The sequence below is a fragment of the Pauljensenia sp. 20925_1_25 genome (assembly GCF_041433955.1).
Lineage (GTDB): Bacteria > Actinomycetota > Actinomycetes > Actinomycetales > Actinomycetaceae > Pauljensenia.
The window spans coordinates 56,762-79,657 of the sequence record NZ_JAPWCL010000010.1; the positions used below are offsets into that span (position 1 = coordinate 56,762).

Genomic DNA, 22,896 nt, shown 5'->3' on the forward strand with positions numbered 1-22,896 from the left:
TCTGTGCAAGAGATTACAGCACAAGTACCCGGATCCACAGACTCAAACCGCACTGGACCAGCGCAAATCGATACGCGATCCTCAGTAACGATGGACGCTATCAAATCCTACATTCTGCGCCACGGCCTGCACCCCGGAGACCGCCTGCCCACCGAGTCAGCACTGTGCGCCGACCTCGGAGTCTCGCGCTCCTCCGTGCGCGAAGCCCTGCGTAAACTGCAAGCCCTCGACATCGTCACAGTGCGCCAAGGATCGGGATCCTACGTCGGAGACATGTCCCTGCAGCCACTGGTCGAGACCCTGATTCTACGAGCGGCCCTTGACGACATCAACGGCGTGCAATCGCTGCACTCGATCGTCGAAACCCGCCACGCCCTCGACCTTGGCATCGCCCTGCCGCTCACCCGCGCCATGAAGGGCACGAGCAACCCGCAGCTGTGGGAACTCGTCAACACGATGACCGACCACGCGCACGCCGGTGGCACCTACCTGGACCAGGACATCGCGTTCCACTCGGGGCTGCTCGCCTACCTGAAGAACCCGCTCATGCACCAGCTCGTCGCTGCCATGTGGCTGGTCCACCAGAGCGTGACCCCTCAACTGGCCAGTGCCTCGCGCCAGGAGATGGAGGACACCGCCGAGGCGCACGCCGCGATCCTGCGCGCGTGCGAGGCCGGGGACGTGGAGGCGTACGCCGCAGCCGTCGACGCACACTACGAACCCCTCAGGGCCATCATCGAAGGCCGCTGACAGCAGTCCCGGCGCGCTCGACGACGACAACGCGCGCCGGGAACGTCACCTACCATCGCTCTGGGAAACACGACGCCGCCCATAGACCACGCTCCCGCTCGAAGACCACCACGACCTCGTATCCATAGTCGCTGATGTCGCTATAGCCGAAGGGACCACGCCCCATCGACACGAGCCGACGCAAGCGGATCGGCCCCTCCCACGGCGCAGAGAGCTGCGCGAGCAGACCATCGGAGCGCGCGTCGCGAGCGTGCGGATGCACAAAGATACTCTGCGACGTGCAGGCATTGCAGCCGGGATCCTCCAGCTCCCAGAGGCACCCATCCTCCCAGCGCAGTCCGTCGCCCCACGCCAGATAGCGCGCGCCCGAACCGCGCCCCTCGAAGCCCTGCAGGCGGCAGTTCGCGACGACGCGACCATCCCAGACCGTCACCGACGTCTCATCCAAGAGGATGCCGTCCGGCCCCGCGAGGGGGTCAGCGAGGCTCACGATGCGCCCGCCCCGCGCATAGACAACCTGTACATGAGTCCGCTCCCCCACGCGCACCACGTAAGGCATGGCAACCGCGCCGTCGACACTCGCAGTCGAGCCCGACGTCGCGAACAGCGCATCCGCGCCCGTGGCCTCGTACAGCGCATCCGTCATATCCGCGTAGACGAGGTCCCCCGGGCCACTCCCCCACGCCCACCACGCACGCAGCCTCTCGCCGTCCGCGCGCGAGTCCATGTAGCCGACAGCTCCCTCACTCGACGCGAACGCCAGGTGCACGGCCCCGTCCCCATCGACGCCGACGCAGGCGTCCGAGGACACCGGCGGCGCTCCCTCCGGCAAAGGATGCGGATCTGACCACTCGCCGCGCGCATTGCGCTCCATCCAGCGGATCTGGTTCGGATTTGGCAGGTCCGAGGCCATGGTCAGCCCGTTGAAGTCCGCTCCCATGCCCGAGGCCGGGGCGGGGCGCTCGTCATACAAGAGAAAGAGGCGCTCATCTGAAAGCCTCACCAAGGCCGGAATTCGCGCCTCACCCGCGCCGATTGGCGCGACGATCTGGCGAACATGTACCTGAACGGATACGCCATAGGTCTCAGTCATTCGTCCAGCTTACATGAGTGGCACACAACACACAGTGAGACCTCGTGGCGAATATACAGAAAACCCCGGGGAACTTCTCGTTCCTCGGGGCTCTTATGGAAACCGTCAGCGGGTCTCGCGGTGCGCCGTCGACTTGTGGCAGCGCGGGCAGTACTTCGCCAGCTCGAGACGATCCGGCGTGTTACGACGGTTCTTCTTGGTGATGTAGTTGCGCTCCTTGCACTCCGAGCAGGCCAGAGTGATCTTGGGGCGAACGTCCTGAGACTTGCTTGCCACGGTTGTTTCCCTCGCTTTGTTTCGTCGCTCAAGCGACCTGTCGAATAAAGAGTTGGTAGCGGGGGCGGGGCTCGAACCCGCGACCTCACGATTATGAGTCGTGCGCTCTGACCAGCTGAGCTACCCCGCCGCCGGAAGCGGAAGAATCCGCGACCGGAGCCCCGAAAGGGAATCGAACCCTTGACCTTCTCCTTACCATGGAGACGCTCTGCCTACTGAGCTATCGGGGCAACGCCGAGAAGCTTATCTTATCTCCAGCTGCCGAAGCAAACCAGAAAGCTGAGAAGCGTCTCACAGGCGTTACTCACTGAAACCAGCGAGTGGTGGCAGGTGAGGGATTCGAACCCCCGAAGCACGAAGCGTCTGATTTACAGTCAGATCCATTTGGCCGCTTTGGTAACCTGCCTTGCGCCGCTCTCGCGGTGCCGTGAAAGAATAGCATTAAAATAGACCCGAGCGCCAATCGAAACTTTGATTGGCGGAATTTCAACGAAAGGTGCCCCTCATGGCCGACTCCTCCTTCGACGTTGTTTCCAAGCTCGACCGCCAGGAGGTCGACAACGCCGTTAACCAGACTGCCAAGGAGATCGCCAACCGCTACGACTTCCGCGGCGTGGACGCCGCTATCACCCTGAGCGGTGACACAATCTCGATGGAAGCAAACTCCGCGTCCCGCGTCATGGCAATCCTCGACGTTCTTCAGTCCAAGCTCATCCGCCGCGGCCTGTCCCTGAAGGTTCTGGACTACAAGGACCGCGAGCCCAAGGCCTCCGGCAAGCTCTTCAAGCTGGCGTGCCCCCTCAAGGAGGGCATCCCCCAGGACACGGCGAAGAAGATCTCGAAGCTGATCCGCGAAGAAGGCCCAAAGGGCGTCAAGGCACAGATCCAGGGTGACGAACTTCGCGTTTCTTCGAAGTCGCGCGACGACCTGCAGGCCGTCATTGCCCTGCTCAAAGGTCCCAAGGGCGAGGAGCTGGACGTCGCACTCCAGTTCGTGAACTACCGCTGATCACATCTCACTCTTCCCGAGCGCGGCCCCCTGACGGGCTGCGCGGCGGGGCGATTCCTCCGAGTCGCCCCGCTTTTTATTGCCGATCTCACGTACCACGAATCGGCTGCACGGAGGTCGCCCGATGCCCAAACCCGAAGAAACCGCAGGACTACCGGGTAACGGGCCAGGCCTACAATCGACGATCTCAGTAGCCCGCGATCTTCTCCAGGCGCGCGATGCGCTGGTCCATCGGAGGGTGCGTAGAGAAAAGGCGAGCCAGGGACTCGCCGCGGAAGGGGTTCGCAATCATCATGGCGGCAACGTTGCGCGTGCCGGGCGTGTCAGCCATGGGGCGCCGGTCGGTCGTCATTTCAAGCTTACGCAGCGCGGACGCGAGGGCCAGCGGATCCTGCGTGAGCTCCGCCCCGTCCTCGTCGGCGTCGAATTCACGGGTCCGAGAAATGGAGAACTGGATGAGCGTCGAGGCAATCGGAGCCAGGATGCTCATAGCGAGGATCCCAAGAACCCCAAAGATCCCCGATCCGCCTTCCTCGTCGCGTCGATTCGTGGCACCAAAGAACATGAGGAACTGCGCGACCGACGTAATGAGGCCCCCCATAGCTGCAGCAACGGACGACGTGAGGATATCGCGGTTGTAGACGTGCATAAGCTCGTGCCCGAGGACGCCGCGCAGCTCGCGCTCGTTGAGAATTGCGAGGATACCCTCAGTGCAGCACACGGCCGCGTGGTTCGGGTCGCGGCCCGTCGCGAACGCGTTGGGCGTCATGGTCGGAGCAACCCAGATGAGGGGCATCGGCTGGCCAGCGCGTTCGGCGAGCTCACGCACGATAGCGTAGAGCTCTGGCCGTTCGAGTTCGGAGACCGGGTACGCATTCATCGAGCGCAGCGCCAGCGACGCAGAGTTCCAGTACGAGTAGGCGGTCTGCGCGAGTCCGATCCCCGCGAACAAGAGGATCCAAATTGCCTGCCCCGTGCCCCGCGCCACGAGCGCGCCAATGCACACCAACAACGCCCACATGCCACCCAGCAGGAGGGTCGTCTTGAGGCCATTGTGATAGTTGCGGTGCACCATGCTCGTGATCCTAAAGAGGTTACCTGGGAACGCCCTGAAAAACACCCGAGTCACCGGTGAAATTTTGTACGACAACCGGCCGGTAGCGACGAGGCCGCAGCCGGAAAACCCGGCCACGGCCTCGTCACAAATGGGGAGGTGACAATCTCAGTTGCGGCGCCCCGGCCCCGTGTAGTCGTCGAAGCGCTCAGGGGCGGTGGGCACACCCATCTCGCCCATCTCACCGATCAGGTCGGCGGAGGCGGCATCCACCTGCGCTCCGCGCGAGATGTCCGTCATCGCACGACGGGACACAACCTTGACGCGCTCGCGCGTGCCGCGACCGCCCGGAAGCTCGCCGTAGGACTCGCCCAGGGCCTGCTCGTACGCATCCAGCAGCTCCCAGCCTTCCCAGGTCGTGAACTCGACGCCACGGGACTCCAGGAGGGCCACCATGGCCTCGTGACCGACCTCGGCGGTATTCGCGTGCAGGCGGCCCTCCGAGGCATCCTCCACGAGGTGCGTGATCGTCTGCTGAGCATCGGACTTGGTGGAGCCGATGAGGCCGACGGGGCCACGCTTGATCCAGCCGGTCGCATACACGCCGGGGATAACGGGGGCGGACTCGTCCTTCGTGGTGTCACCCTCGATGACGCGGCCCTCAACGTTGGGCACGACGCCGGCACGCTCATCGAAGGGCAGACCCGGGATCGGCGACGAGTAGTAGCCCACCGCGCGGTACACAGCCTGCACAGGCCACGTCGTGATGACGCCCGTGCCCGACACGGTTCCGTCGCCATTCAGGGCGGTGCGTTCGGTGCGCAGGGCCTTCACGTGGCCGTTCTCGTCGGCGACGATCTCGACCGGGGACTGGAACAGGTGAATGTGAATGCGACGCGAGGCCGTGTGTTCCTCGGGGTCGGCCATCGCGTAGGAGGTCAGAGTCTTGACGACCTGACGCTGCTGGTTCGACGCGCGCAGCGCCTCCTCCGACCCCTCATCGAAGTCGAAGTCTTCTTCCGAAACGATGACGTCGACGTCCGGCACCTTGCCCAGCTCGCGCAGCTCCAGCGGCGTGAACTTGACCTGCGCGGGGCCTCGGCGACCGAACACGTGCACGTCGGTGATCGGGTTCTCCGCCAGGGCCTCGGCGACGTTGGCGGGGACCTCAGTCTTGAGCATGTCCTCGGCGTGCTTAGCCAGCACGCGGGAGACGTCCAGGGCCACGTTGCCGACGCCGAGGACCGCGACCTCGCGGGCCTTCAGCGGCCACGTGCGCGGGTAGTCCGGGTTGCCGTCGTACCAGGACACGAAGTCGGCGGCACCGTAGGATTCGGGCAGGTCGACGCCGGGGATGTCGAGCGGGTGGTCGCGATCCGCACCGGTTGCGATAATGATCGCATCGTAGTGGTCGCGCAGGTCGTCGATGGTGACGTCGCGGCCCACTTCGACGTTGCCGAGCAGGCGGATGTCGCCGCGCTGGAGGATCTTGTAGAGGGCGACGATGATCTGCTTGATGCGCGGATGGTCGGGGGCCACACCGTAGCGCACGAGGCCGTACGGCGCGGGAAGCCGCTCAAACAGGTCGATATTCACCTCGAGTCCCGACTTCGACAGAATGTCCGACGCGTAGATGCCAGCGGGACCGGCGCCGATGACGGCAACGTTGAGCGGTGCCAAGCGAGTTCTCCTTCTTCGTGACCGCGCGCGAGTGCGCGCACCTGGGCACCAAGTCTAGCGCCCAAAGGCCAAGGGGAACCTAAGCTGAGACGGCAAACACAGCCCTCGGCGCGTCGCCTCCGATCACGAGGCCGTGGCGGGTCGGCGCACCCGCTCAGTTGTGGGTTCTCCCCTACGCACGATCCGCCCAGGCCTGGACAAGGCGAGAAGCCATGCACCTGTGTTGGCTCTGGTGCCTGGGGGCGGCGGCAGGGCCTGGCCGGACAACGAGCGACGCGCCGAGCGAAGCTCGCGGCGCGGACGGCGAGCGGGCGGGCCGCCGCCCCCAGGCACCAACACGCAGAACACGCGCATACAACGAGGCCGGGACCCGCCGCGCCAAACAGCGCAGAGGACCCCGGCCTCGTGAAACAGTCAGACCAGGCGGTCCACCATGAGGGTGGCGAATGCTTCGAGCGCAGTCTTGACCTCGCCCTTGGGCAGCGGGGCGAGCGCTGCGATAGCGTCATTGGCCCAGGTGCGCGCAAGTTCGCGCGTCTCATCGAGCACGTCGTGGGCGCACAGGCGTTCCACAACCGAGGCGAGGGCCTCGTCGGAGGATAGGTCGCCGTCCAGGTCGCGCAGGATCTGCAAGCCGGCCTCGTCGATCGTGCCGGTGGCCTCGCGGCGGCGCAGCAGGAGGACGGGGAGCGTGTCGACGCCCTCGCGCAGATCGGTGCCGGGTGTCTTGCCGGACTGCTGGCCAGAAGACGCCAGGTCCAGCACGTCGTCGGCAATCTGGAAGGCAACGCCCACCTTTTCGCCGAAGTCGGCAACGATGCCAGCCATCAGGGAACCGGCCCCGGACAGCAGCGCACCGAAGGAGGCGGCCGTAGAAACCAGCGAGCCGGTCTTGTCCGCGAGGACCTGCAGGTAGAAGTCAACGCGATCCGCGTCGTCTGTGGGGCCGAAGGTCTCGTTGAGCTGGCCCTCGCACAGACGCTCAAACGTGCGCGCGTGGTGGGCGACGATCTCGGGTCCCAGGGAAGCGACCAGTAGCGACGCGCGGGCGAACAGGATGTCGCCGGCGAGAATCGCGCGGTTGTTGCCCCACAGGCGCTGCGCCGAAGGCACGCCGCGACGCGTGGGAGCGGAGTCCATGACATCGTCGTGGTACAGGGACGCCAGGTGCGTCAGCTCGACCGCGGTGGCTGCCGTGATGACCCGGTCGCTGAGTGCGCGCTCGGGATCGCCGAGCTGAGCGCACACGAGGGTCAGCAGTGGACGCATCCGTTTGCCGCCCGCGACGGCCAGGTGACGCGTCAGTTCGTCTGTCAGGTCGCGCGACGACGAGACGGCGTCGAGCAAACGACGCTCGACGACCTCGAGCCCCGGGGTGATACGGGACTCGAGGTCGGGAACATGAAGATCGGGTGTTTGAGCGCTCACGGGATCAGTATGACGATCTTTTCAAGCAGGCTCAACACGGGACCCGGGAACACACCGAGAGCGATGGTTCCAAGTGCGCACACGACGATGGCCAGAGCGGACAGCCCCTCCGACTTCACGACGACAGACTCCTCCGAGGGTTCGGTGAAGAACATGACGCGCACGAGGCGGAAGTAGTAGAACGCCGTAATCGCCGAGGCCACAAGGCCGACGACCGCGAGCCAGGCGAGGCCGCCCTTGATCGCGTCGGAGAAAATGACGAACTTTCCAATGAAACCGCCGGTCAGCGGGATGCCCGCGAAGGACAGCAGGAAGACCAGCATCGAGCCCGCGATCCACGGGTTGGTGCGGCCGATACCCGCCCACTTGCGCAGGCTGGGGGCCTCACCCAGGACGTTGCCGTCGGCGTCGCGGCCGCGCACGAGCGCAACCACGCCGAAGGCACCGACCGTCGCCAGGCCGTAGCCGAGCGTGTAGAACAACACATGGCCCGAGCCGCCCTTCTGGATCGCGATGATGCCCATGAGGATGAAGCCGGCGTGCGCGATCGAAGAGTAGGCGAGCATGCGCTTGACGTTGTCCTGCACGAGGCCGGCGAAGGTACCGACGATTATCGTCAGGACGGCGACGCCCGCGAAGATAGCCAGGAGGTCCCACTGCAGGTACACGGCGACGGCCGTGTAGAAGCGGAGCATCGCGGCGAAGGCGGCGATCTTGACGGCGGCGGCCATGAAGCCGGTGACCGGAGTCGGGGCACCCGTGTAGACGTCGGGGGTCCACGCGTGGAAGGGCGCGGCACCGACCTTGAACAGGAGGCCGACCATGACGCAGAAGACGCCGATGAGGACCATCCAGTCCATGTTGGTGTTCTGGGCGATGGCCGGGCCGAGCGCCGAGATGCGCAGCGAGTTGGCGAAGCCGAAGAGGAACGCCGACCCCATCAGCATGAAGCCCGAGGAGAAGGCACCGAGCACAAAGTACTTCAGCGCGGACTCGTAGGACAGCTGGCGGCGGTAGCGCGCGGTCGCGGCCATGATGTAGAGCGGCAGCGACATGACTTCGAGAGCCACGAAGAGGGTCACGAAGTTATCTGCGGCCGGGAAGATCATCATGCCGCCCAGCGAGAACAGGGTCAGCGGGAACATCTCGGAGCGCTGGTAGCCCTTGCGCTCGGTGAGTTCCTCGGCGGCCGAGTCGGGGCGGTCGGAGGGCTGGCCGGCGAATGCTCCGTCGCCGACGGAGGTGCGGTCAGCCATGACCAGGACGGCCATGAATCCGATGATGACAAGGATCGACTGTGCGGCGACCGTCAGCGGGTCCTCGATGTACTCCCCGAGCGAGGTTGGCGTCAGGAGGACGGGTTCCCAACGCAGGGCGAGCATGACGCATGCGCCGGCCGTGGCGAGGATCGACAGGCCGATGACCATGGGGCGGCGTACCTTCGCGGGGGCGAAGGCCTCGACGAGGATGCCGAGGACCGCGCCGCCCAGCACGATGAGGATAGGCGCGAGGCTCAGCCAGTGAACCTCGGGGGCCTGGAAGTTAGCCATGGGTAGGACGTTCACTGTGCGCTCCCTTCAGCGGCGGCCGGAACCTGCGAGTTAGCCAGGTCGAGGTCTTGAGCAACCGGGGTCAGGGCGCTCACGAGGGGCGCCGACCAAATACCAAGGACGAGCATCGCGACGACGAGGGGCGTCATGACGCCGCGCTCGCGCGCCCCGAGGTCCGCCAGGTCCTCCTTGCCCTTGCCGGGTGCGCCGGTGAAGACGCGCTGGTAGGGCATGAGGATGTACATTGCGGCGATGACGACGCCGAGGACCGCGAAGAGCGCCAGCGGGCCGGAGACCGTCCAGGTGCCCATGAGGACGAGGTACTCGGGGACGAAGCCGGACAGACCGGGCAGCGCGATGGACGCGAGGCCGCTCATGAGCCACAGGCCGGCGAGGACCGGGGTGACGCGCTGCATGCCAACGTAGTCGCGCATGTCCTGCGTGCCGCCACGCTTCGAGAGCCAGCCGGAGAGCAGGAACATCGCTGCGATGGAGACGCCGTGGGCGACCATGTAGAACATGGCACCGACCAGCGCGATCTCGGATCCGATGAAGATGCCCAGGACCATGAAGCCGAAGTGCGACACGGACGTGTAGGACACGAGGCGCATGATGTCGTTCTGGCCGTTGGCGGACAGGCCGCCCCACAGGATGGAGATGACGGCGAGGACGCACATGACCCACTTGGCCGACGCGGAGGCACCGGGGGTGAGCTGCAGGCACATCGTGATCATGCCGAAGGTGCCGATCTTGTCCAGCACGCCGACCAGCAGCACGGACGTACCGGGACGGGCGACGGCGGCTGTGTCGGGCAGCCAGGTGTGGACGGGGACCATCGGGGCCTTGATCGCGAAGGCGACCATGAAGGACACGAAGACGACCATTTGGACGGAAGCCGACAGGTTCGGCAGCAGTGCGGCCAGCGTGTCCATGCGGAAGAACGCGATCGTGTTGGACTGCGTCGAGGAGCCGAGCGCCCAGATGAACAGGACGCCACCGAGCATGATGAGTCCGCCGAACAGCGAGTACAGCAGGAACTTCATGGCGGCCTTGTGACGCGCCGCTTCGTCACCGACGCCGTAGCGTCCGATCATGAAGTACAGCGGGATCAGCATGGCTTCGAAGGCGAAGTAGAAGACCGCCAGGTCGAAGGCCGCGAAGATCAGGACCATGAAGGCCTGGAGTGCGAGTACCAGCGCGGGGTACGCGCCGCGGTCCTCGTTCTCGTCCCAGCCTGCGATGAGCACGAGCGGCACGAGCGCGAGAGCCAGGAGGATCATGACGAGGCCGAGGGAGGTCACGGCCACGGACCAGGTGACGCCGATCTGCGGGATCCACGCGCGGGACTCGTAGAGCTGGTACGAAGCCGGGGCCGACCAGTCGAAGACGGTGGCGGCGTAGACGCCGATGGCGAGCTCGACGAGAGCGATCGCCAGGGCGATAACGCGCCCGGCGGCCCGGCGTAGGGGCGGGACGAAGCCGAGGAGGGCCGCGCCCGCGGCCGGCAGAGCCACGAGGACGGTCAGCCACGGGAAGTTAGTAACAACCATTGCACTTTCCATTGTCGTGTACCCCTTACAGCCAGAATCCGAAGACGATGACCAGGGCGAGGATGACGCCTCCCAGGATGTAGGCGGCGTACGTGCGCACGAGGCCGTTCTGGGTGACGCCAACGAGTCGTCCGAGCAGCTGGGAACCAGCACCGAGGCCATTCAGCGCACCGTCGATGGCGCTCGCATCGCCGACGGTTGCGACGGTGACGAGGCCCTTGGCGGGCATCATGAACAGGGTCTCGTTGACGGTGTCCTGGTAGAGGTCGCGGCGTGCGGCCTCGGTCAGGGCGTTGCCTGCGGGGACGGAGGTGGGGACCTCGTCGCGACCGTACTTCATCCACGCGATGAGTGCGCCGATGATGACGAGGGCGAGCGTGGCTCCCTGGATGATGTATTCGTTCATGACGGGGTGTCCGTGCTCGAGGTGGCCGATGGAGGGGGCCAGCCAGTTGACGAACGTGTTGCCGATGGAGAGGGCGGCACCCAGGATGACCGCGCCGATGGCGAGGATGATCATGGGGACCGTCATGAGGGCACCGGACTCGTGCGGGTGCACGGGGGAGCCTTCGGCCTCGGTGGTCCAGCGGGCCTTGCCGTGGAACGTCATAAAGAAGAGGCGCGACATGTAGAACGCGGTGACGCCAGCACCGACCAGGGCGGCGGTTCCGTAGATCCAGCCGATCCAGGTGGCCTCAGACCCGCCGAAGGTGTGGGCGCTGAAGGCGGCCTCGATGATCTTGTCCTTCGACCAGTAGCCGGAGAATGGCGGAACGCCGAGGATGGCGAGCCAGCCCATCATGAAGGTCAGCCAGGTGACCTTCATGGCACCGCGCAGGGCACCGAAGCGACGCATGTTGACCTGGTCGCCCATGCCGTGCATGACGGAACCGGCACCGAGGAACATGAGGGCCTTGAAGAAGCCGTGGGTGAAGAGATGGAAGATCGAGAATGCCCAGCCGATGGGACCCAGACCCGCGCCCAGCATCATGTAGCCGATCTGGCTCATGGTGGAGGCGGCGAGGACCTTCTTCATGTCGTCCTTCGCACAGCCGACGATCGCGCCGAACAGGAGCGTGATCGCGCCAATGATGGCGACGGCGGTAGCGGCGACGGGGGCGGCGACGAAGACCGCGCCGGAGCGGACGATCAGGTAGACGCCGGCGGTGACCATCGTGGCAGCGTGGATGAGCGCGGAGACGGGGGTCGGGCCGGCCATGGCGTCGCCCAGCCAGGCCTGCAGCGGGAACTGCGCGGACTTACCGCAGGCAGCCACGAGCAGGAAGAAGCCGATGAACGTGGCGGAGGCCGTCGGGATCGAGCCTGCGCGGGCGGAAACCTCGGAGAAGGACACCGACTGGAAGGAGGCAACCATCCCCATCATGGCGATCAGCATGCCCATGTCGCCGACACGGTTCATGACGAACGCCTTCTTGGCGGCCACCGCGTAGGCGGGGACGTGGTTCCAGAAGCCGATGAGCAGGTACGAGGCCAGGCCCACGCCCTCCCAGCCGGCGAAGAGGCCGGCGTAGGAGTCGGCCAGCACCAGCGTGAGCATCGCCGCGATGAAGAAGTTCAGGTAGGCGAAGAAACGGCGGCGGGCCTCGTCGTGCTCCATGTAGGCGATCGCGTACACGTGGATGAGCGAACCGACGAAGGTCACCAGGATGACGAAGGTGATGGACAGCGGATCGACGAGCAGGCCGAAGTTCACGGTCAAGTCACCGGCGGGGATCCAAGTAAACAGGGTCTCACCGAAGCGGCGCGCGTCCTCGGGGGCACCCCACATCTGGGCGGCGATGGCCGCACCGATGACGAAGGTCGACCAGGATGCGAGGGTCGCCAGCAGGTGGCCCCACTTGTCGGAAGTGCGCCCGAGCAGCAGGAGCAGGCCTGCGCTGGCGAGCGGAATCAGGATGAGGAGCCACGCGTAGGAGGCGGCTCCGGTGGCGGCGACCGTCTGGGCGGCGCCGGACGCCTGCGCAGAAAGGAAGGTGGTCATGGGTTACGTCCTCCTTCAGTTCTTCAACAGGTTGAGATCGTCCACGCTCGTGGTCGAGCGGGAACGATAGATGGACACGATGATCGACAGGCCGACGACGACTTCAGCGGCCGCGACGACCATGACGAAGAACGCCATGATCTCTCCGTCGACGTTGGAATTGATGCGCGAGAACGTCACGAGGACGAGGTTCGCGGCGTTGAGCATCATTTCGACGCCCATGAGCGCGATGACCGCGCTGCGGCGCACGAGGACCGTGGTCGCTCCGATGGCGAACAGCACACCCGCGAGGATGAGGTACCAGGCGAGGCTCACTTGCTCTCCTCCTTCTTCTCAGTGGGGGTGGTGGTGCGCGCCTTGCGAGCCCGAGGCTGGGCCAGTCCGGTGGGCGCGGCAGCGCCGGGCATCCCGAAGGAGCCGGAGCGCGGGACGTCGGGCGTGCGCCCGATGGTGTAGGGCGATTCCTCGACGGCCACGGCGGTGTTGTCGTGGCGTGCGAGGGCGAGCTGCTCGGAGACCTCGGGGGTGACCTCGCCGATCGTGCGGGCGAGGCCGCGCACGCGCAGGACGCGGGGCACAGATTCCTCGACCGGGCCGAGGGTCTCGCCGGAGATGGCAGGCACGTCGGCCGCGTTCGACTGGGCGTAGACGCCGGGGGCGGGCAGCTGGCCGATACGAGTGCCCTTTTCGGCGAATGCGCGCATCTTGTTGCGAGCCGTCTGCTCCTGGTTAACCTTCGGGCCGAGGCGGTCGGAGTGGGTCAGCAGCATCGCGCCGACCGCGGCGGTGATCAGTAGGCCGCCCGCGAGTTCCATACTCAGCCAGTGCTCCTGGAACAGCGTGATCGCCAGGTCGGTGACGGGCTGGTTCGAGTAGGGGTCGACGTCGCTGGGCGCGTAGGTGGCGGGGGCCGCCTTGAGGATCGCCGTCGTGACGATGACGATCAGGCCGAGGCCACCGAGGACCGCCGCGATGATCGCGCCGCGGGACTGGCGGGCGTAGTCGTCGGAGGTGCCGATGCCGATCAGCATGATGACGAAGAGGAAGAGCATCATGATCGCACCGGTGTACACGACGATCTGCGCGACACCCAGGAAGGGCGCGTTGTTCGCGATGTACAGGACCGCCAGGCCGAGCATGACGCCGACCATGCAGATGACCGAGTGCGCGGCCTTCTTCATGAAGAGGACACCCAGGGCGCAGCCGACCATGAAAATGGCCGTGCATGCGAAGAGGATGATCTCCCCCGTTGACCCCATCATGGGCCAACCGTTGGACAGGTTCATCAGTGTGTCTCCTTCGCGACTCGCACCGTCTGGAGGGAGGGATCGTCAGGCCGTCGGGCCGCGACCCAGTCGACCTGGGCGGCGGTGGGGCCGGTGACGTCCCCGCGGTAGTAGTCGATGTCGTTCTTGCCCTCGACCATGGGGTGGGGCGTGTCGAGCATGCCGTCGGAGAGGGGGACCAGCAGGTCTCCCTTCTCGTAGATGTCGTCCTCGCGGGTGTACTTGGCGATTTCGAAGTCGTTCGTCATCGTCAGGGCGCGCGTGGGGCACGCCTCGATGCACATGCCGCAGAAGATGCAGCGCAGGTAGTTGATCTGGTAGACGCGGCCGTAGCGCTCGCCCGCGGAGTACTGCTCGTCGGGCGTGTTGGACGCGGCTTCGACGAAGATCGCGTCGGCGGGGCACGCCCAGGCGCACAGCTCGCAGCCGACGCACTTTTCGAGGCCGTCGTCGTAGCGGTTGAGCTGGTGACGTCCGTGGAAGCGAGGCATGACGCGCGCGGGTTCGCGCGGGTACTGCTCGGTGACGGTGGGTCGGAAGAACGAAGCCATCGTGACTCCGTAGCCGGCCATGGGGGCGACGAACTGCGCGAACGCACCCTTGGGGTCGTGCTCGAAGAGCATGTCCTCGCCGGTGGTCTTCTCACTCATCGGTGCCCTCCTTCGGGTTGTCGATTGCCGAGGCCGTGGCCAGTGTGCCCTCAATGGTGGCCCTGGCGCGCGGGCTGGCGACGGGTGTTTGTCCGGGCAGCGGCGGGACGGGGAAGCCGTCCTCGAAGCCGGTGTATTCGCGCTCGGAGGCGGGAATCGGCTCGGGCTCGGGCTTGTCGGTCACCCAGATGATGACGAGGGCGACCAGGAAGAGAACGCCGACGCTGCCGAAGAGTACGGGCGTGGAGAGCTGGACGAACTGCGTGACGCCGCGCACGAGGGCGACGAGGACGAGCCAGCCCAGGGCGATGGGCATGAGGCGCTTCCAGCCGAGGTTCATGAACTGGTCGTAGCGGAAACGCAGCAGGGTCGCGCGCGTCCAGATGAGCAGGAACATGAAGAACCAGATCTTGAGGAAGAACCAGAGCATGCCCCACCAGCCGGAGTTGAGGAACTCGACGTGGGACAGCGGCCACGGGGCGTGCCAGCCGCCGAAGAACATCGTGGTGGCGACGGCCGAGACGTTGAGCATGTTGACGTATTCGGACAGGTAGTACCAGCCGAACTTCATCGAGGAGTACTCGGTCATGTGGCCGGCGACGATTTCGCCTTCGGCTTCGGGCAGGTCGAAGGGCAGACGGTTGACTTCACCGGTGGCGCTGATGCAGTAGATGACGAACGCCGGGAAGAGGGTGAATGCCCACCAGAACTGTCCCTGAGCGGCCACGATCTGCGACGTGGACATGGTGCCCGACATGAGGAACACGCTCACGAGGGACAGGCCCATGGCCAGTTCGTAGGAGATGACCTGCGCGGAGGAACGAACGGCACCATACAGGGGCAGGGTCGAGCGGGTCGACCAACCACCCAGGACGATGCCGTACAGGCCCAGCGAGGCAATCGCCAGGATGTACAGGGAGGCAACGGGCATGTCGGCGAGCTGCAGCGGTGTCGAGTGGCCGAAGATCGATACGTTCGGCCCCATCGGGATCACCGCGTAGACGCTGAAAGCCGCGAAAGCCGCGATTGCGGGGGCCAGGAAGTACAGGAACCTCTCGGCCCTGCGGGTCCACATGTCCTCCTTGAAGAGGAGCTTGCCCGCGTCGGCGAACGCCTGGAAGAGGCCGAGGGGTCCCGCCACGTTCGGGCCGGGACGCGTCTGCATGCGGCCCAGGCCTCGGCGCTCGACCCACAGGGCCAGCAGCACGTTGGCGATCAGGAAGACGATGATGAACACGGCCTTGATGAGGCTGAGCCACCAGGTTTCCTGGCTAAAGTCCGCGGCGGTGTACTCCGGGACTGCGAAGGGGGTCAGTGTCATCGTGCCACCTCCTGCGTGGCGCGCAGGGTCGCGACGGTGCCGACACCGCCGAGGTTTTCGTGAATAACGGAACCGGTCGAGCACTCGGGAACCCACGCGACGGAGTCGGGCAGGTCTGCGATGGCGGCCGGGAGGGTGATCGTTCCACGCTCGGTCTCGAGCGTCGCGTCAGCGCCGGGGGTGATGCCCGCGGCGGCCAGCGTCGCGGCGGAGGCCAGGAGGACGGGACGGCGGGCCGATCCTGCCAACCACGGAGCGCCATCCTGGAGGCGACCGGCGTCAATCATGGGCTTGTGGGAGGTCAGAACGACCTGCCCCTGACCAGCGACGGCGGGAGCCTGCGCCGAGGCCGGGGTGAAGTCCTGCGGGTCGCCGTCCCACTCCATGAGGGGGTTGACCTCGGTGTACAGGTCCGACAGGGTGGTGATGCCCAGGTCGGCGTCGAATTCCTCGGCGAGGCGCACGAGCACGTCGCGGTCCGTCAGCGAGGTCGCGGAGCGCGCCTGGCCGAAGGGACGCAGGCGGCCCTCCCAGTTGATGTAGGTGCCGTTCTTCTCGACCGCGGGGGCGACCGGCAGGACGACGTCCGCGCGATCAGTGATCTCGGAGGCGCGAACCTCAAGCGACACGAGGAAAGGAACCTCGTCGAGGGCGTCGCGCACGGCGGCCGGCTCGTCGAAGTCGCGGACGTCGACGCCGCCAACGACCAGGGCCTTCAGCTCGCCGGAGGCGGCGGCCTCGATCATCTGCTTGGCGTCGAGGCCGCGCTCGGGCAGCTCGCCCCATCCCAGGGACTGTGCCCCGGCCTCGTCAATGCCGCGGCCGAAGGGAAGCAGACCCGGGAGGAGGCCAGCCTCGACGGCGGCGCGGTCGCCGGCGCGGCGCGGGACCCACGCGAGGCGGGCACCCGTGCGCTCGGCGAGAGCAACGACGGAAGACAGCAGGCCGGGGACGCGAGCGGCGCGCTCGCCCACGAGGACGACGCCGCCGGACAGCGCCTCAGCCACGTCGGCGTAGGCACCGCCCGCCTTAATCGCGTCCACGACGCCCGGCTCAGCGCCGGGGGCGGCGTGCAGGAGGCGAGCATTCATCTTGCGCGAGCCGTTGGAGGTGAAGGGCGCAACCGTGGCGACCTTGAGGCCCGACTTGCGCGTCCCCTTGCGCAGGCGCAGGAACATGGCACCGCACTCGTCCTCGGGCTCGAGGGCAACCAGCAGCACCTGCCCGGCGCTCTCCAGATCGGAGTACGTGACGTCGAGGCCGGAGCCGGCGACGAAGGAGGCCAGGAAGGAACGCTCTTCCTCGCTGGAAGGACGCGAACGGAAGTCGATCGAGTCGGAACCGACGACGGTACGAGCGAACTTCGACCAGGCCCAGGCATCCTCGAACGTGAGGCGACCGCCGGGCAGGAAGCCAACGGACGAACCCGCCGACTCCAGGCCCTCGCGGACGCGGTCGAGCGCGTCGGACCAGGAGGTGGGAACCAGCTCGCCATCCTCGCGCACGAGCGGGTAGGTCAGGCGGTCAACCTTGTCCCACTCGAAGGCAAAGCGGTCCTTGTCGGTAATCCACTCTTCGTTGACCTCGGGGTCGTTGCCGCTCATGCGACGCACGACCTCGCCGCGGCGCATGTCCTGGCGGATCGCGCTGCCCGACGCGTCGTGCTCCGTGACCGAGGCCGTGGAAACCAGGTCGAAGGGGCGCGCGCGGAAGCGGTAGGACGCGGCGGTCAGGGCACCGACCGGGCAGATCTGGATGATGTTACCCGAGAAGTAAGACGCGAAGGCGCGACCCGACACGTCGCGCTCGGCGACGGACAACTCGCCCTCGTTGAGCGAACCGACGATCGCGTCCGTGCCGAACGGGGACGACAGGGACGAGGTCGAGGCGTCCTTGGCCAACGGGTCGAAGAAGTCGAGCGTGGTCGTATCGAAGCCGCCGACCTGCTCGCCCATGAAGTAGTGGTGATCCGTGGGGGCGGTGCCGCCGCCTCGACCCTGCAAGTCCATGAACACGTCGCCCGAAATCTCCTTACCGAAACGCACGCAGCGCTGGCACAGGATGCAGCGCTCGCGATCCAGCAGGATCTGAGAGGTCAGGCGCAGCGGCTTCTTGAAGGTCCGCTTGGCGTCCGTGAAGCGGGACTTGCCGCGGCCCTCCGTCAGCGCCTGGTTTTGCAGGGGGCACTCGCCGCCCTTGTCACAGACCGGGCAGTCCAGCGGGTGGTTGATGAGCAGGAACTCCATGACGCCGCGCTGGGCGCGGTCCACCACCTCGGAGGTGTGCTGGGTCTTGACGACCATGCCCGGGGTGACGGTCTGCGCACACGAGGGCTGGGGCTTGGGCATGAAGCGCAGCTGACCCGTGTTGCGGTCGGGCATGCCGACCTCGACCAGGCACTGGCGGCACGCGGCCACGGGAGCCAGCAGCGGGTGGTCACAGAAACGCGGGATCCGGATGCCGGCCTGCTCGGCCGCGCGGATCACGAGCGTGCCCTGGGGGACAGAAACCTGAACGTCGTCGATGGTGACGTCAATCATGTTGGGCGCGTCGCTCATCGGCCACCTCCTCGCGCGTAGTTAGCGGACGCCTCGTAGGGGAAAAGCTCGCGGGCGGGCGTGGTGAGGCCAGCCTCGAACTCGTCGCGGAAGCGCTTGATACCCGACATGATCGGGGTTGCTGCGGCGTCGCCGAGCGGGCAGAAGCTGCGGCCCGCGATATTGTGTGCGATCTCGTCGAGCAGGTCGACGTCGCCGGGGCGACCTTCGCCTCGCTCGAGACGCAGCATGATTTGCTTCATCCAGTAGGTGCCTTCGCGGCAGGGCGTGCATTTACCGCAGGACTCGTGCTGGTAGAACTCGGACCAGCGGGTGATGACGCGGACAACCGAGACGGTCTCGTCGAACACCTGCAGGGCACGCGTGCCCAGCATCGAACCGGCAGCACCCACGGACTCGTAGTCGAGGGGCGTATCCAGCTCGTCTTCGGTGAAGATCGGCGTGGAGGAACCGCCGGGGGTCCAGAACTTCAGCGTGTGGCCGTCGCGGATGCCGCCCGCCATCTCGATGAGCTGACGCATCGTGATACCGAAGGGGGCCTCGAACTGGCCGGGGTTGTTCACGTGACCCGACACGGAGAAGATGCCGTGGCCCTTGGACTTTTCGGTGCCCATGGACGCGTACCACTCGGGAGAGTTGCGGAAGATACCCGCCACCTGGGAGATAGTCTCCACGTTGTTGACAACCGTGGGACGGGCGTACAGGCCGGCCACCGCGGGGAACGGGGGCTTGAGGCGCGGGTGGCCTCGGCGCCCCTCGAGGGAGTCCAGCAGGGCCGTCTCCTCACCGCAGATGTAGGCACCGGCACCCGCGTGTGCGGTGATGCGCAGGTCGCCGAGCACGCCGGCTTCGGTCGCCTCGCGCACAGCCTCCAGCAGGCGGCGGTACACGTGGGTGACCTCGCCGCGCAGGTAGACGAACGCGTGGTCGCAGCCGATCGCGCGCGACGTGATCGCGATTCCCTCAATGAGAACGTGCGGGTTGCCCATGATGAGCGGGATGTCCTTGCAGGTGCCCGGCTCGGACTCGTCGGCGTTCACCACGAGGTAGCGGGGACCGCCGTCGGCCGGGGGCAGGAAGGACCACTTGAGGCCGGACGGGAAGCCTGCGCCGCCACGGCCTCGTAGACCGGAGTCCTTGACGGCCTGAATGATCTCGGCGGGCTCCATCGTGCGGGCCTTTTCGAGGCCCTGGTAGCCACCGCGGCCCCGGTAGGAGTCCAGCGTCCAGGAACGCTCCTCTCCCCACCCGTTGGTGAGGATCGGGGTCAGCGGCCCGGGCGTCACGTATGCGGTGCTCACTTCGCCTTCACTCCCTTCTTATTCGAGGCCTTCGTGGATGCCTTCGTGGCCTTCGCGGGGGCCTGGTCGGCGGCCTTGTCAGCCACCGGCTCGGTCCAGCCGTTCTTCGCGGCGATCTCGCGACCCAGCAGGGTCGCGGGGCCAGCGGAGGGGCCTTCGTTCTCGTGCCCGTCCAGGAAGCCAGCCAGGACGCGCTCGTTCTCCTTGAACGTGGGGGCGACGATGGGGCCGCGCGTCGGGTGGATGTCGCGACCGGCCTGGATGTCCTCGATCATCTCCAGGGCCGACTCGGGACTCTGGTTGTCGAAGAATTCCCAGTTGACCATGACGACGGGCGCGTAGTCACACGCCGCGTTGCACTCGATGCGCTCGAGCGTGATCTTTCCGTCTTCGCTGGTCTCGTCGCTGCCGACGCCGACCTTCTCGGAGACCTTTTCCCAGATCTCGTCGCCGCCCATGACGGCGCACAGCGCGTTCGTGCACACGCCCACCAGGTAGTCGCCGGTGGGGTGGCGCTTGTACTGCGTATAGAAGGTCGCGACGGCACTGATCTCTGCGCGGGGCAGGTCCAGCGTGGCGGCGATGAAGTCGATGCCGTTCGGGCTGACGTAGCCGTCGACGGACTGGATCAGGTGCAGCATCGGCAGCAGCGCGGAGCGCGAGTGACCGTCCGGGTAGCGGGCGATGATCTGCGCGGCGTCCGCCTGCAGGCGTGCCAGGGTGTCGGGTGTGTAGCTCATCGGTCAACGCCTCCGAGAACGGGGTCGATAGCGGCCAGGGCGACGACCACGTCGGCCAGCTGGCCGCCTTCGGTCATCATGGCCAGCGCTTGCAGGTTGGCGAAGGAGGGATCGCGGAAGTGCGCGCGGAACGGGCGCGTGCCACCGTCGGAAACGAGGTGGACGCCCAGGATGCCCTTCGCGTGCTCGACGGTCTGGTAGACCTGGCCGGCGGGCACGTGGAAGCCCTCCGTGACGAGCTTGAAGTGGTGGATGAGGGACTCCATGGACTCCCCCATGATCTCGCGGACGTGCTCGAACGAGTTGCCCTGGCCGTCCGTGGCGACAGCCAGGCGCGCGGGCCAGGCGATTTCGGGATCGGCGACCATGGTGGGCGCGCCCTCGCACTGGTCAAGCTTGTCGAGCACCTGCCAGATGATGCGCATCGACTCGTAGCACTCGTCGAAGCGAACCATCGTGCGGTTGTAGACGTCGGACTTGTCGCGGGTGGGGATATCGAACTCGAAGTTCTCGTAGCCGCAGTAGGGCTGGCTCTTGCGCAGGTCCAGGGGCAGGCCGGCGGCGCGCACACCGGGGCCGGTCGAGCCGAGGGCCATGAGGCCGCTCAGTGGCATGACGGCCACGTCGCACAGACGCTTCTTGAAAATCGGGTTCTCGACCAGGATGTCCTGGAGCTCGCCGATGTCCTTGCGGGCCCGGCGCAGGCGATCGCGGATGTAGTCCGTGGTGCCCTCGCCGATGTCCTGCACGACACCGCCGGGGCGGATGTACTCGTGGTTCATGCGCAGGCCGGTGATGCGCTCGAAGATGCGCAGGATTTCCTCGCGGCCGCGGAAACCGATCGTCATGATCGTGGTGGCACCCATTTCGTTACCGGTCGAGCCGATGGCGACCAGGTGCGAGGCGATGCGGCACAGCTCCATCATGAGGATGCGGATGAGAGACGCGCGCTCGGGGATGTCCTCTTCGATGCCGAGGAGTTTCTCGACGCCGAGGCAGTAGGCGGCCTCCTGGAAGAAAGGAGCCACGTAGTCCATGCGCGTGCAGTATGCGACGCCCTGGGTCCACGTGCGGTACTCCATGTTCTTCTCGATGCCGGTGTGCAAGTAGCCGGTGTCGATGCGGGTCTCGCGGACCTTTTCGCCGTCAAGCTCGAGGATGAGACGCAGAACGCCGTGGGTCGCGGGGTGGACCGGGCCGAGGTTGACGACGATGCGCTCGGAGGTGATGGCCTCGATCTCGTGCAGGACGTCGTCCCAGTCGCCGCCCTGGGTCAGGACTTCGGGGATGTCCTCGAGGGGCAGGTCGGTCGCGCCGGCGGGCGCGTGGAAAGCGGTGGTCATCAGTTCACACTCCTACGAACATCGGCGGAAGCGTTGACGGCGCCCTTGAACTCGACGGGGATGCCGCCCAGCGGGTAATCCTTGCGCTGGGGGTGTCCGACCCAGTCGTCGGGCATCGCGGTGCGCGTGAGCGAGGGGTGCCCGGTGAAGACGATGCCGATGAGGTCCCAGGTTTCGCGCTCCTGCCAGTCGTTTCCGGGGTAGACGGAGACGATGGAGGGGATGCGGGGGTCCTCGTCGGGGCACGTGACCTCGAGGCGGATCATGCGGTTGTACGTGATCGAGTACAGGGGGTAGATGGCGTGCAGCTCGCGCCCCTTGTCGAGGGGGTAGTGCGCGCCGTTGGTTCCCAGGCACAGCTCGAAGCGCAGGTCGGCGTCGTCGCGCAGGTACTTGGCGACGCGCGCGATGTGCTCGCGGGCGATGAAGATGCCGAGCTGTCCGCGGTCGATGGTGACCTTTTCGATGACGTCGGCAACCTTCAGCCCGTCGGCGGAGATGAGTTCTTCGAGGACGTCAACGACCTGGTCGAACCAGCCGCCGTAGGGGTGGGAGGCCTCGCCGGGCAGGAAGGAATCGGTCACGAGGCCGGCGAAGCCGGAGGTGGAGGAGTCGGTGCCCGCGCCGAAGAGGCCCTGGCGGTGTGCGATGGGCTCGGGGAGGGCGAAACCGCGCTGGGACGAGGCCTGGGCGACCTCGGCGGGCGCGTTTTCCTCGGGGGTGGAAAGGTCGCTCATGCGAGGAGTCCCTTCATCTGGTGGGTGGGGGTCGCCTCGAGGGCGGCCTGCTCGGCGCGGCGCGCGATCTCGCGGCGGTGCACGCCGAGGGGTTCCTTGCCGATCTGCTCACGCAGGACGAGGACCGCGTGGATGAGGGCCTCGGGGCGGGGCGGGCATCCGGGCAGGTAGACGTCGACGGGAACGATGTGGTCGCAGCCCTGGACGACGGCGTAGTTGTTGAAGACGCCGCCGGAGGACGCGCATGCACCCATGGAGATGACCCACTTGGGTTCGGGCATCGAGTCGTAGACGCGGCGGATGACGGGGGCCATCTTGTGCGAGACACGGCCCGACACGATCATCATGTCGGAGTGACGCGGCGAGGCGCGGAAGACCTCGAGGCCGAAGCGCGCCATGTCGAAACGGGGGGTACCGGCGGCCATCATCTCGATGGCGCAGCACGCCAGGCCCATGGTGACGGGCCACTGGCTGTACTTGCGTGCGAGCCCGAGGACTTTTTCGACGCTGGTCAGCGCGATGCCCGCGGGCAGGGATTCTTCAAGTCCCACTTGTCTATCCTTTACTT

The 22,896-nt window shown here is 66.4% G+C and carries 20 protein-coding genes and 3 tRNA genes; 2 read left to right on the forward strand and 21 right to left on the reverse strand.

Annotation, left to right across the window (positions count from 1 at the left end; translation table 11 throughout):
• The first annotated feature begins 90 nt into the window (after positions 1 to 90).
• The gene (locus O3932_RS05975) at positions 91 to 750 is read left to right on the forward strand and encodes a FadR/GntR family transcriptional regulator (protein WP_371536939.1); all 660 of its coding nucleotides are present in this window, start codon (positions 91 to 93) and stop codon (positions 748 to 750) included.
• A 49-nt stretch (positions 751 to 799) separates the two neighbouring features.
• Here O3932_RS05975 and O3932_RS05980 read toward each other — a convergent pair whose 3' ends face one another.
• The 5 genes from O3932_RS05980 to O3932_RS06000 form a co-directional block, all read right to left on the reverse strand.
• Positions 800 to 1,843, reverse strand: coding sequence for an exo-alpha-sialidase (locus O3932_RS05980; protein ID WP_371536940.1), 1,044 nt, complete (start codon positions 1,841 to 1,843; stop codon positions 800 to 802).
• A gap of 105 nt (positions 1,844 to 1,948) precedes the next feature.
• Positions 1,949 to 2,119 (reverse strand): 50S ribosomal protein L33, encoded by a 171-nt coding sequence (rpmG, locus tag O3932_RS05985; protein ID WP_003792256.1) that lies wholly within the window; start codon positions 2,117 to 2,119, stop codon positions 1,949 to 1,951.
• A gap of 53 nt (positions 2,120 to 2,172) precedes the next feature.
• Positions 2,173 to 2,249, reverse strand: a tRNA-Met gene (locus O3932_RS05990).
• 27 nt (positions 2,250 to 2,276) lie between these two features.
• Positions 2,277 to 2,349, reverse strand: a tRNA-Thr gene (locus tag O3932_RS05995).
• A gap of 91 nt (positions 2,350 to 2,440) precedes the next feature.
• A tRNA-Tyr gene (locus O3932_RS06000) sits at positions 2,441 to 2,525 on the reverse strand.
• Positions 2,526 to 2,624: 99 nt separating this feature from the next.
• Between O3932_RS06000 and O3932_RS06005 the strand changes: the two genes are divergently transcribed.
• Complete coding sequence (locus O3932_RS06005) at positions 2,625 to 3,128, forward strand: YajQ family cyclic di-GMP-binding protein (protein WP_009649245.1); 504 nt, start codon at positions 2,625 to 2,627, stop codon at positions 3,126 to 3,128.
• A 187-nt stretch (positions 3,129 to 3,315) separates the two neighbouring features.
• Here the strand turns inward: O3932_RS06005 and htpX are convergent, their stop codons facing one another.
• From htpX to O3932_RS06085, 16 genes are all read right to left on the reverse strand, one after another.
• Positions 3,316 to 4,203 (reverse strand): zinc metalloprotease HtpX, encoded by an 888-nt coding sequence (gene htpX, locus O3932_RS06010; RefSeq protein WP_296503274.1) that lies wholly within the window; start codon positions 4,201 to 4,203, stop codon positions 3,316 to 3,318.
• 147 nt (positions 4,204 to 4,350) lie between these two features.
• Complete coding sequence (locus O3932_RS06015; protein WP_009649242.1) at positions 4,351 to 5,862, reverse strand: FAD-dependent oxidoreductase; 1,512 nt, start codon at positions 5,860 to 5,862, stop codon at positions 4,351 to 4,353.
• Positions 5,863 to 6,276: 414 nt separating this feature from the next.
• Positions 6,277 to 7,290, reverse strand: coding sequence for a polyprenyl synthetase family protein (locus tag O3932_RS06020; RefSeq protein ID WP_009647458.1), 1,014 nt, complete (start codon positions 7,288 to 7,290; stop codon positions 6,277 to 6,279).
• A complete protein-coding gene (gene nuoN, locus O3932_RS06025) occupies positions 7,287 to 8,840 on the reverse strand; it encodes an NADH-quinone oxidoreductase subunit NuoN (RefSeq protein WP_371536968.1) in 1,554 nt (517 codons plus the stop codon). The genes O3932_RS06020 and nuoN overlap by 4 nt, the downstream gene beginning before the upstream one ends.
• 11 nt (positions 8,841 to 8,851) lie before the next feature.
• A complete protein-coding gene (locus O3932_RS06030; protein WP_009647451.1) occupies positions 8,852 to 10,390 on the reverse strand; it encodes a NuoM family protein in 1,539 nt (512 codons plus the stop codon).
• 25 nt (positions 10,391 to 10,415) lie between these two features.
• On the reverse strand, positions 10,416 to 12,392 hold the full coding sequence (gene nuoL / locus O3932_RS06035) for an NADH-quinone oxidoreductase subunit L (RefSeq protein WP_371536944.1): 1,977 nt from the start codon (positions 12,390 to 12,392) through the stop codon (positions 10,416 to 10,418).
• A gap of 15 nt (positions 12,393 to 12,407) precedes the next feature.
• Positions 12,408 to 12,707, reverse strand: coding sequence for an NADH-quinone oxidoreductase subunit NuoK (gene nuoK / locus O3932_RS06040; protein WP_009647453.1), 300 nt, complete (start codon positions 12,705 to 12,707; stop codon positions 12,408 to 12,410).
• Positions 12,704 to 13,678 carry an NADH-quinone oxidoreductase subunit J gene (locus O3932_RS06045; RefSeq protein ID WP_371536947.1) on the reverse strand — a complete coding sequence of 325 codons (975 nt, stop codon included), beginning with the start codon at positions 13,676 to 13,678 and terminating at the stop codon, positions 12,704 to 12,706. The genes nuoK and O3932_RS06045 overlap by 4 nt, the downstream gene beginning before the upstream one ends.
• Positions 13,678 to 14,328, reverse strand: a complete 651-nt coding sequence (gene nuoI, locus O3932_RS06050) for an NADH-quinone oxidoreductase subunit NuoI (protein ID WP_371536949.1) — start codon at positions 14,326 to 14,328, stop codon at positions 13,678 to 13,680. Before nuoI ends, O3932_RS06045 begins: the two co-directional genes overlap by 1 nt.
• Positions 14,321 to 15,649 (reverse strand): NADH-quinone oxidoreductase subunit NuoH, encoded by a 1,329-nt coding sequence (gene nuoH, locus O3932_RS06055; RefSeq protein ID WP_009647454.1) that lies wholly within the window; start codon positions 15,647 to 15,649, stop codon positions 14,321 to 14,323. The genes nuoI and nuoH overlap by 8 nt, the downstream gene beginning before the upstream one ends.
• The gene (locus O3932_RS06060) at positions 15,646 to 18,207 is read right to left on the reverse strand and encodes an NADH-quinone oxidoreductase subunit G (RefSeq protein WP_371536952.1); all 2,562 of its coding nucleotides are present in this window, start codon (positions 18,205 to 18,207) and stop codon (positions 15,646 to 15,648) included. Before O3932_RS06060 ends, nuoH begins: the two co-directional genes overlap by 4 nt.
• Positions 18,204 to 19,508, reverse strand: coding sequence for an NADH-quinone oxidoreductase subunit NuoF (nuoF, locus tag O3932_RS06065; RefSeq protein WP_009648328.1), 1,305 nt, complete (start codon positions 19,506 to 19,508; stop codon positions 18,204 to 18,206). Before nuoF ends, O3932_RS06060 begins: the two co-directional genes overlap by 4 nt.
• Complete coding sequence (gene nuoE / locus O3932_RS06070) at positions 19,505 to 20,248, reverse strand: NADH-quinone oxidoreductase subunit NuoE (protein ID WP_371536955.1); 744 nt, start codon at positions 20,246 to 20,248, stop codon at positions 19,505 to 19,507. Before nuoE ends, nuoF begins: the two co-directional genes overlap by 4 nt.
• Complete coding sequence (locus O3932_RS06075) at positions 20,245 to 21,591, reverse strand: NADH-quinone oxidoreductase subunit D (RefSeq protein ID WP_296503251.1); 1,347 nt, start codon at positions 21,589 to 21,591, stop codon at positions 20,245 to 20,247. Before O3932_RS06075 ends, nuoE begins: the two co-directional genes overlap by 4 nt.
• On the reverse strand, positions 21,591 to 22,328 hold the full coding sequence (locus tag O3932_RS06080; protein WP_371536957.1) for an NADH-quinone oxidoreductase subunit C: 738 nt from the start codon (positions 22,326 to 22,328) through the stop codon (positions 21,591 to 21,593). The genes O3932_RS06075 and O3932_RS06080 overlap by 1 nt, the downstream gene beginning before the upstream one ends.
• Positions 22,325 to 22,879 carry an NADH-quinone oxidoreductase subunit B gene (locus tag O3932_RS06085; RefSeq protein ID WP_009648365.1) on the reverse strand — a complete coding sequence of 185 codons (555 nt, stop codon included), beginning with the start codon at positions 22,877 to 22,879 and terminating at the stop codon, positions 22,325 to 22,327. Before O3932_RS06085 ends, O3932_RS06080 begins: the two co-directional genes overlap by 4 nt.
• Positions 22,880 to 22,896 lie beyond the last annotated feature (17 nt).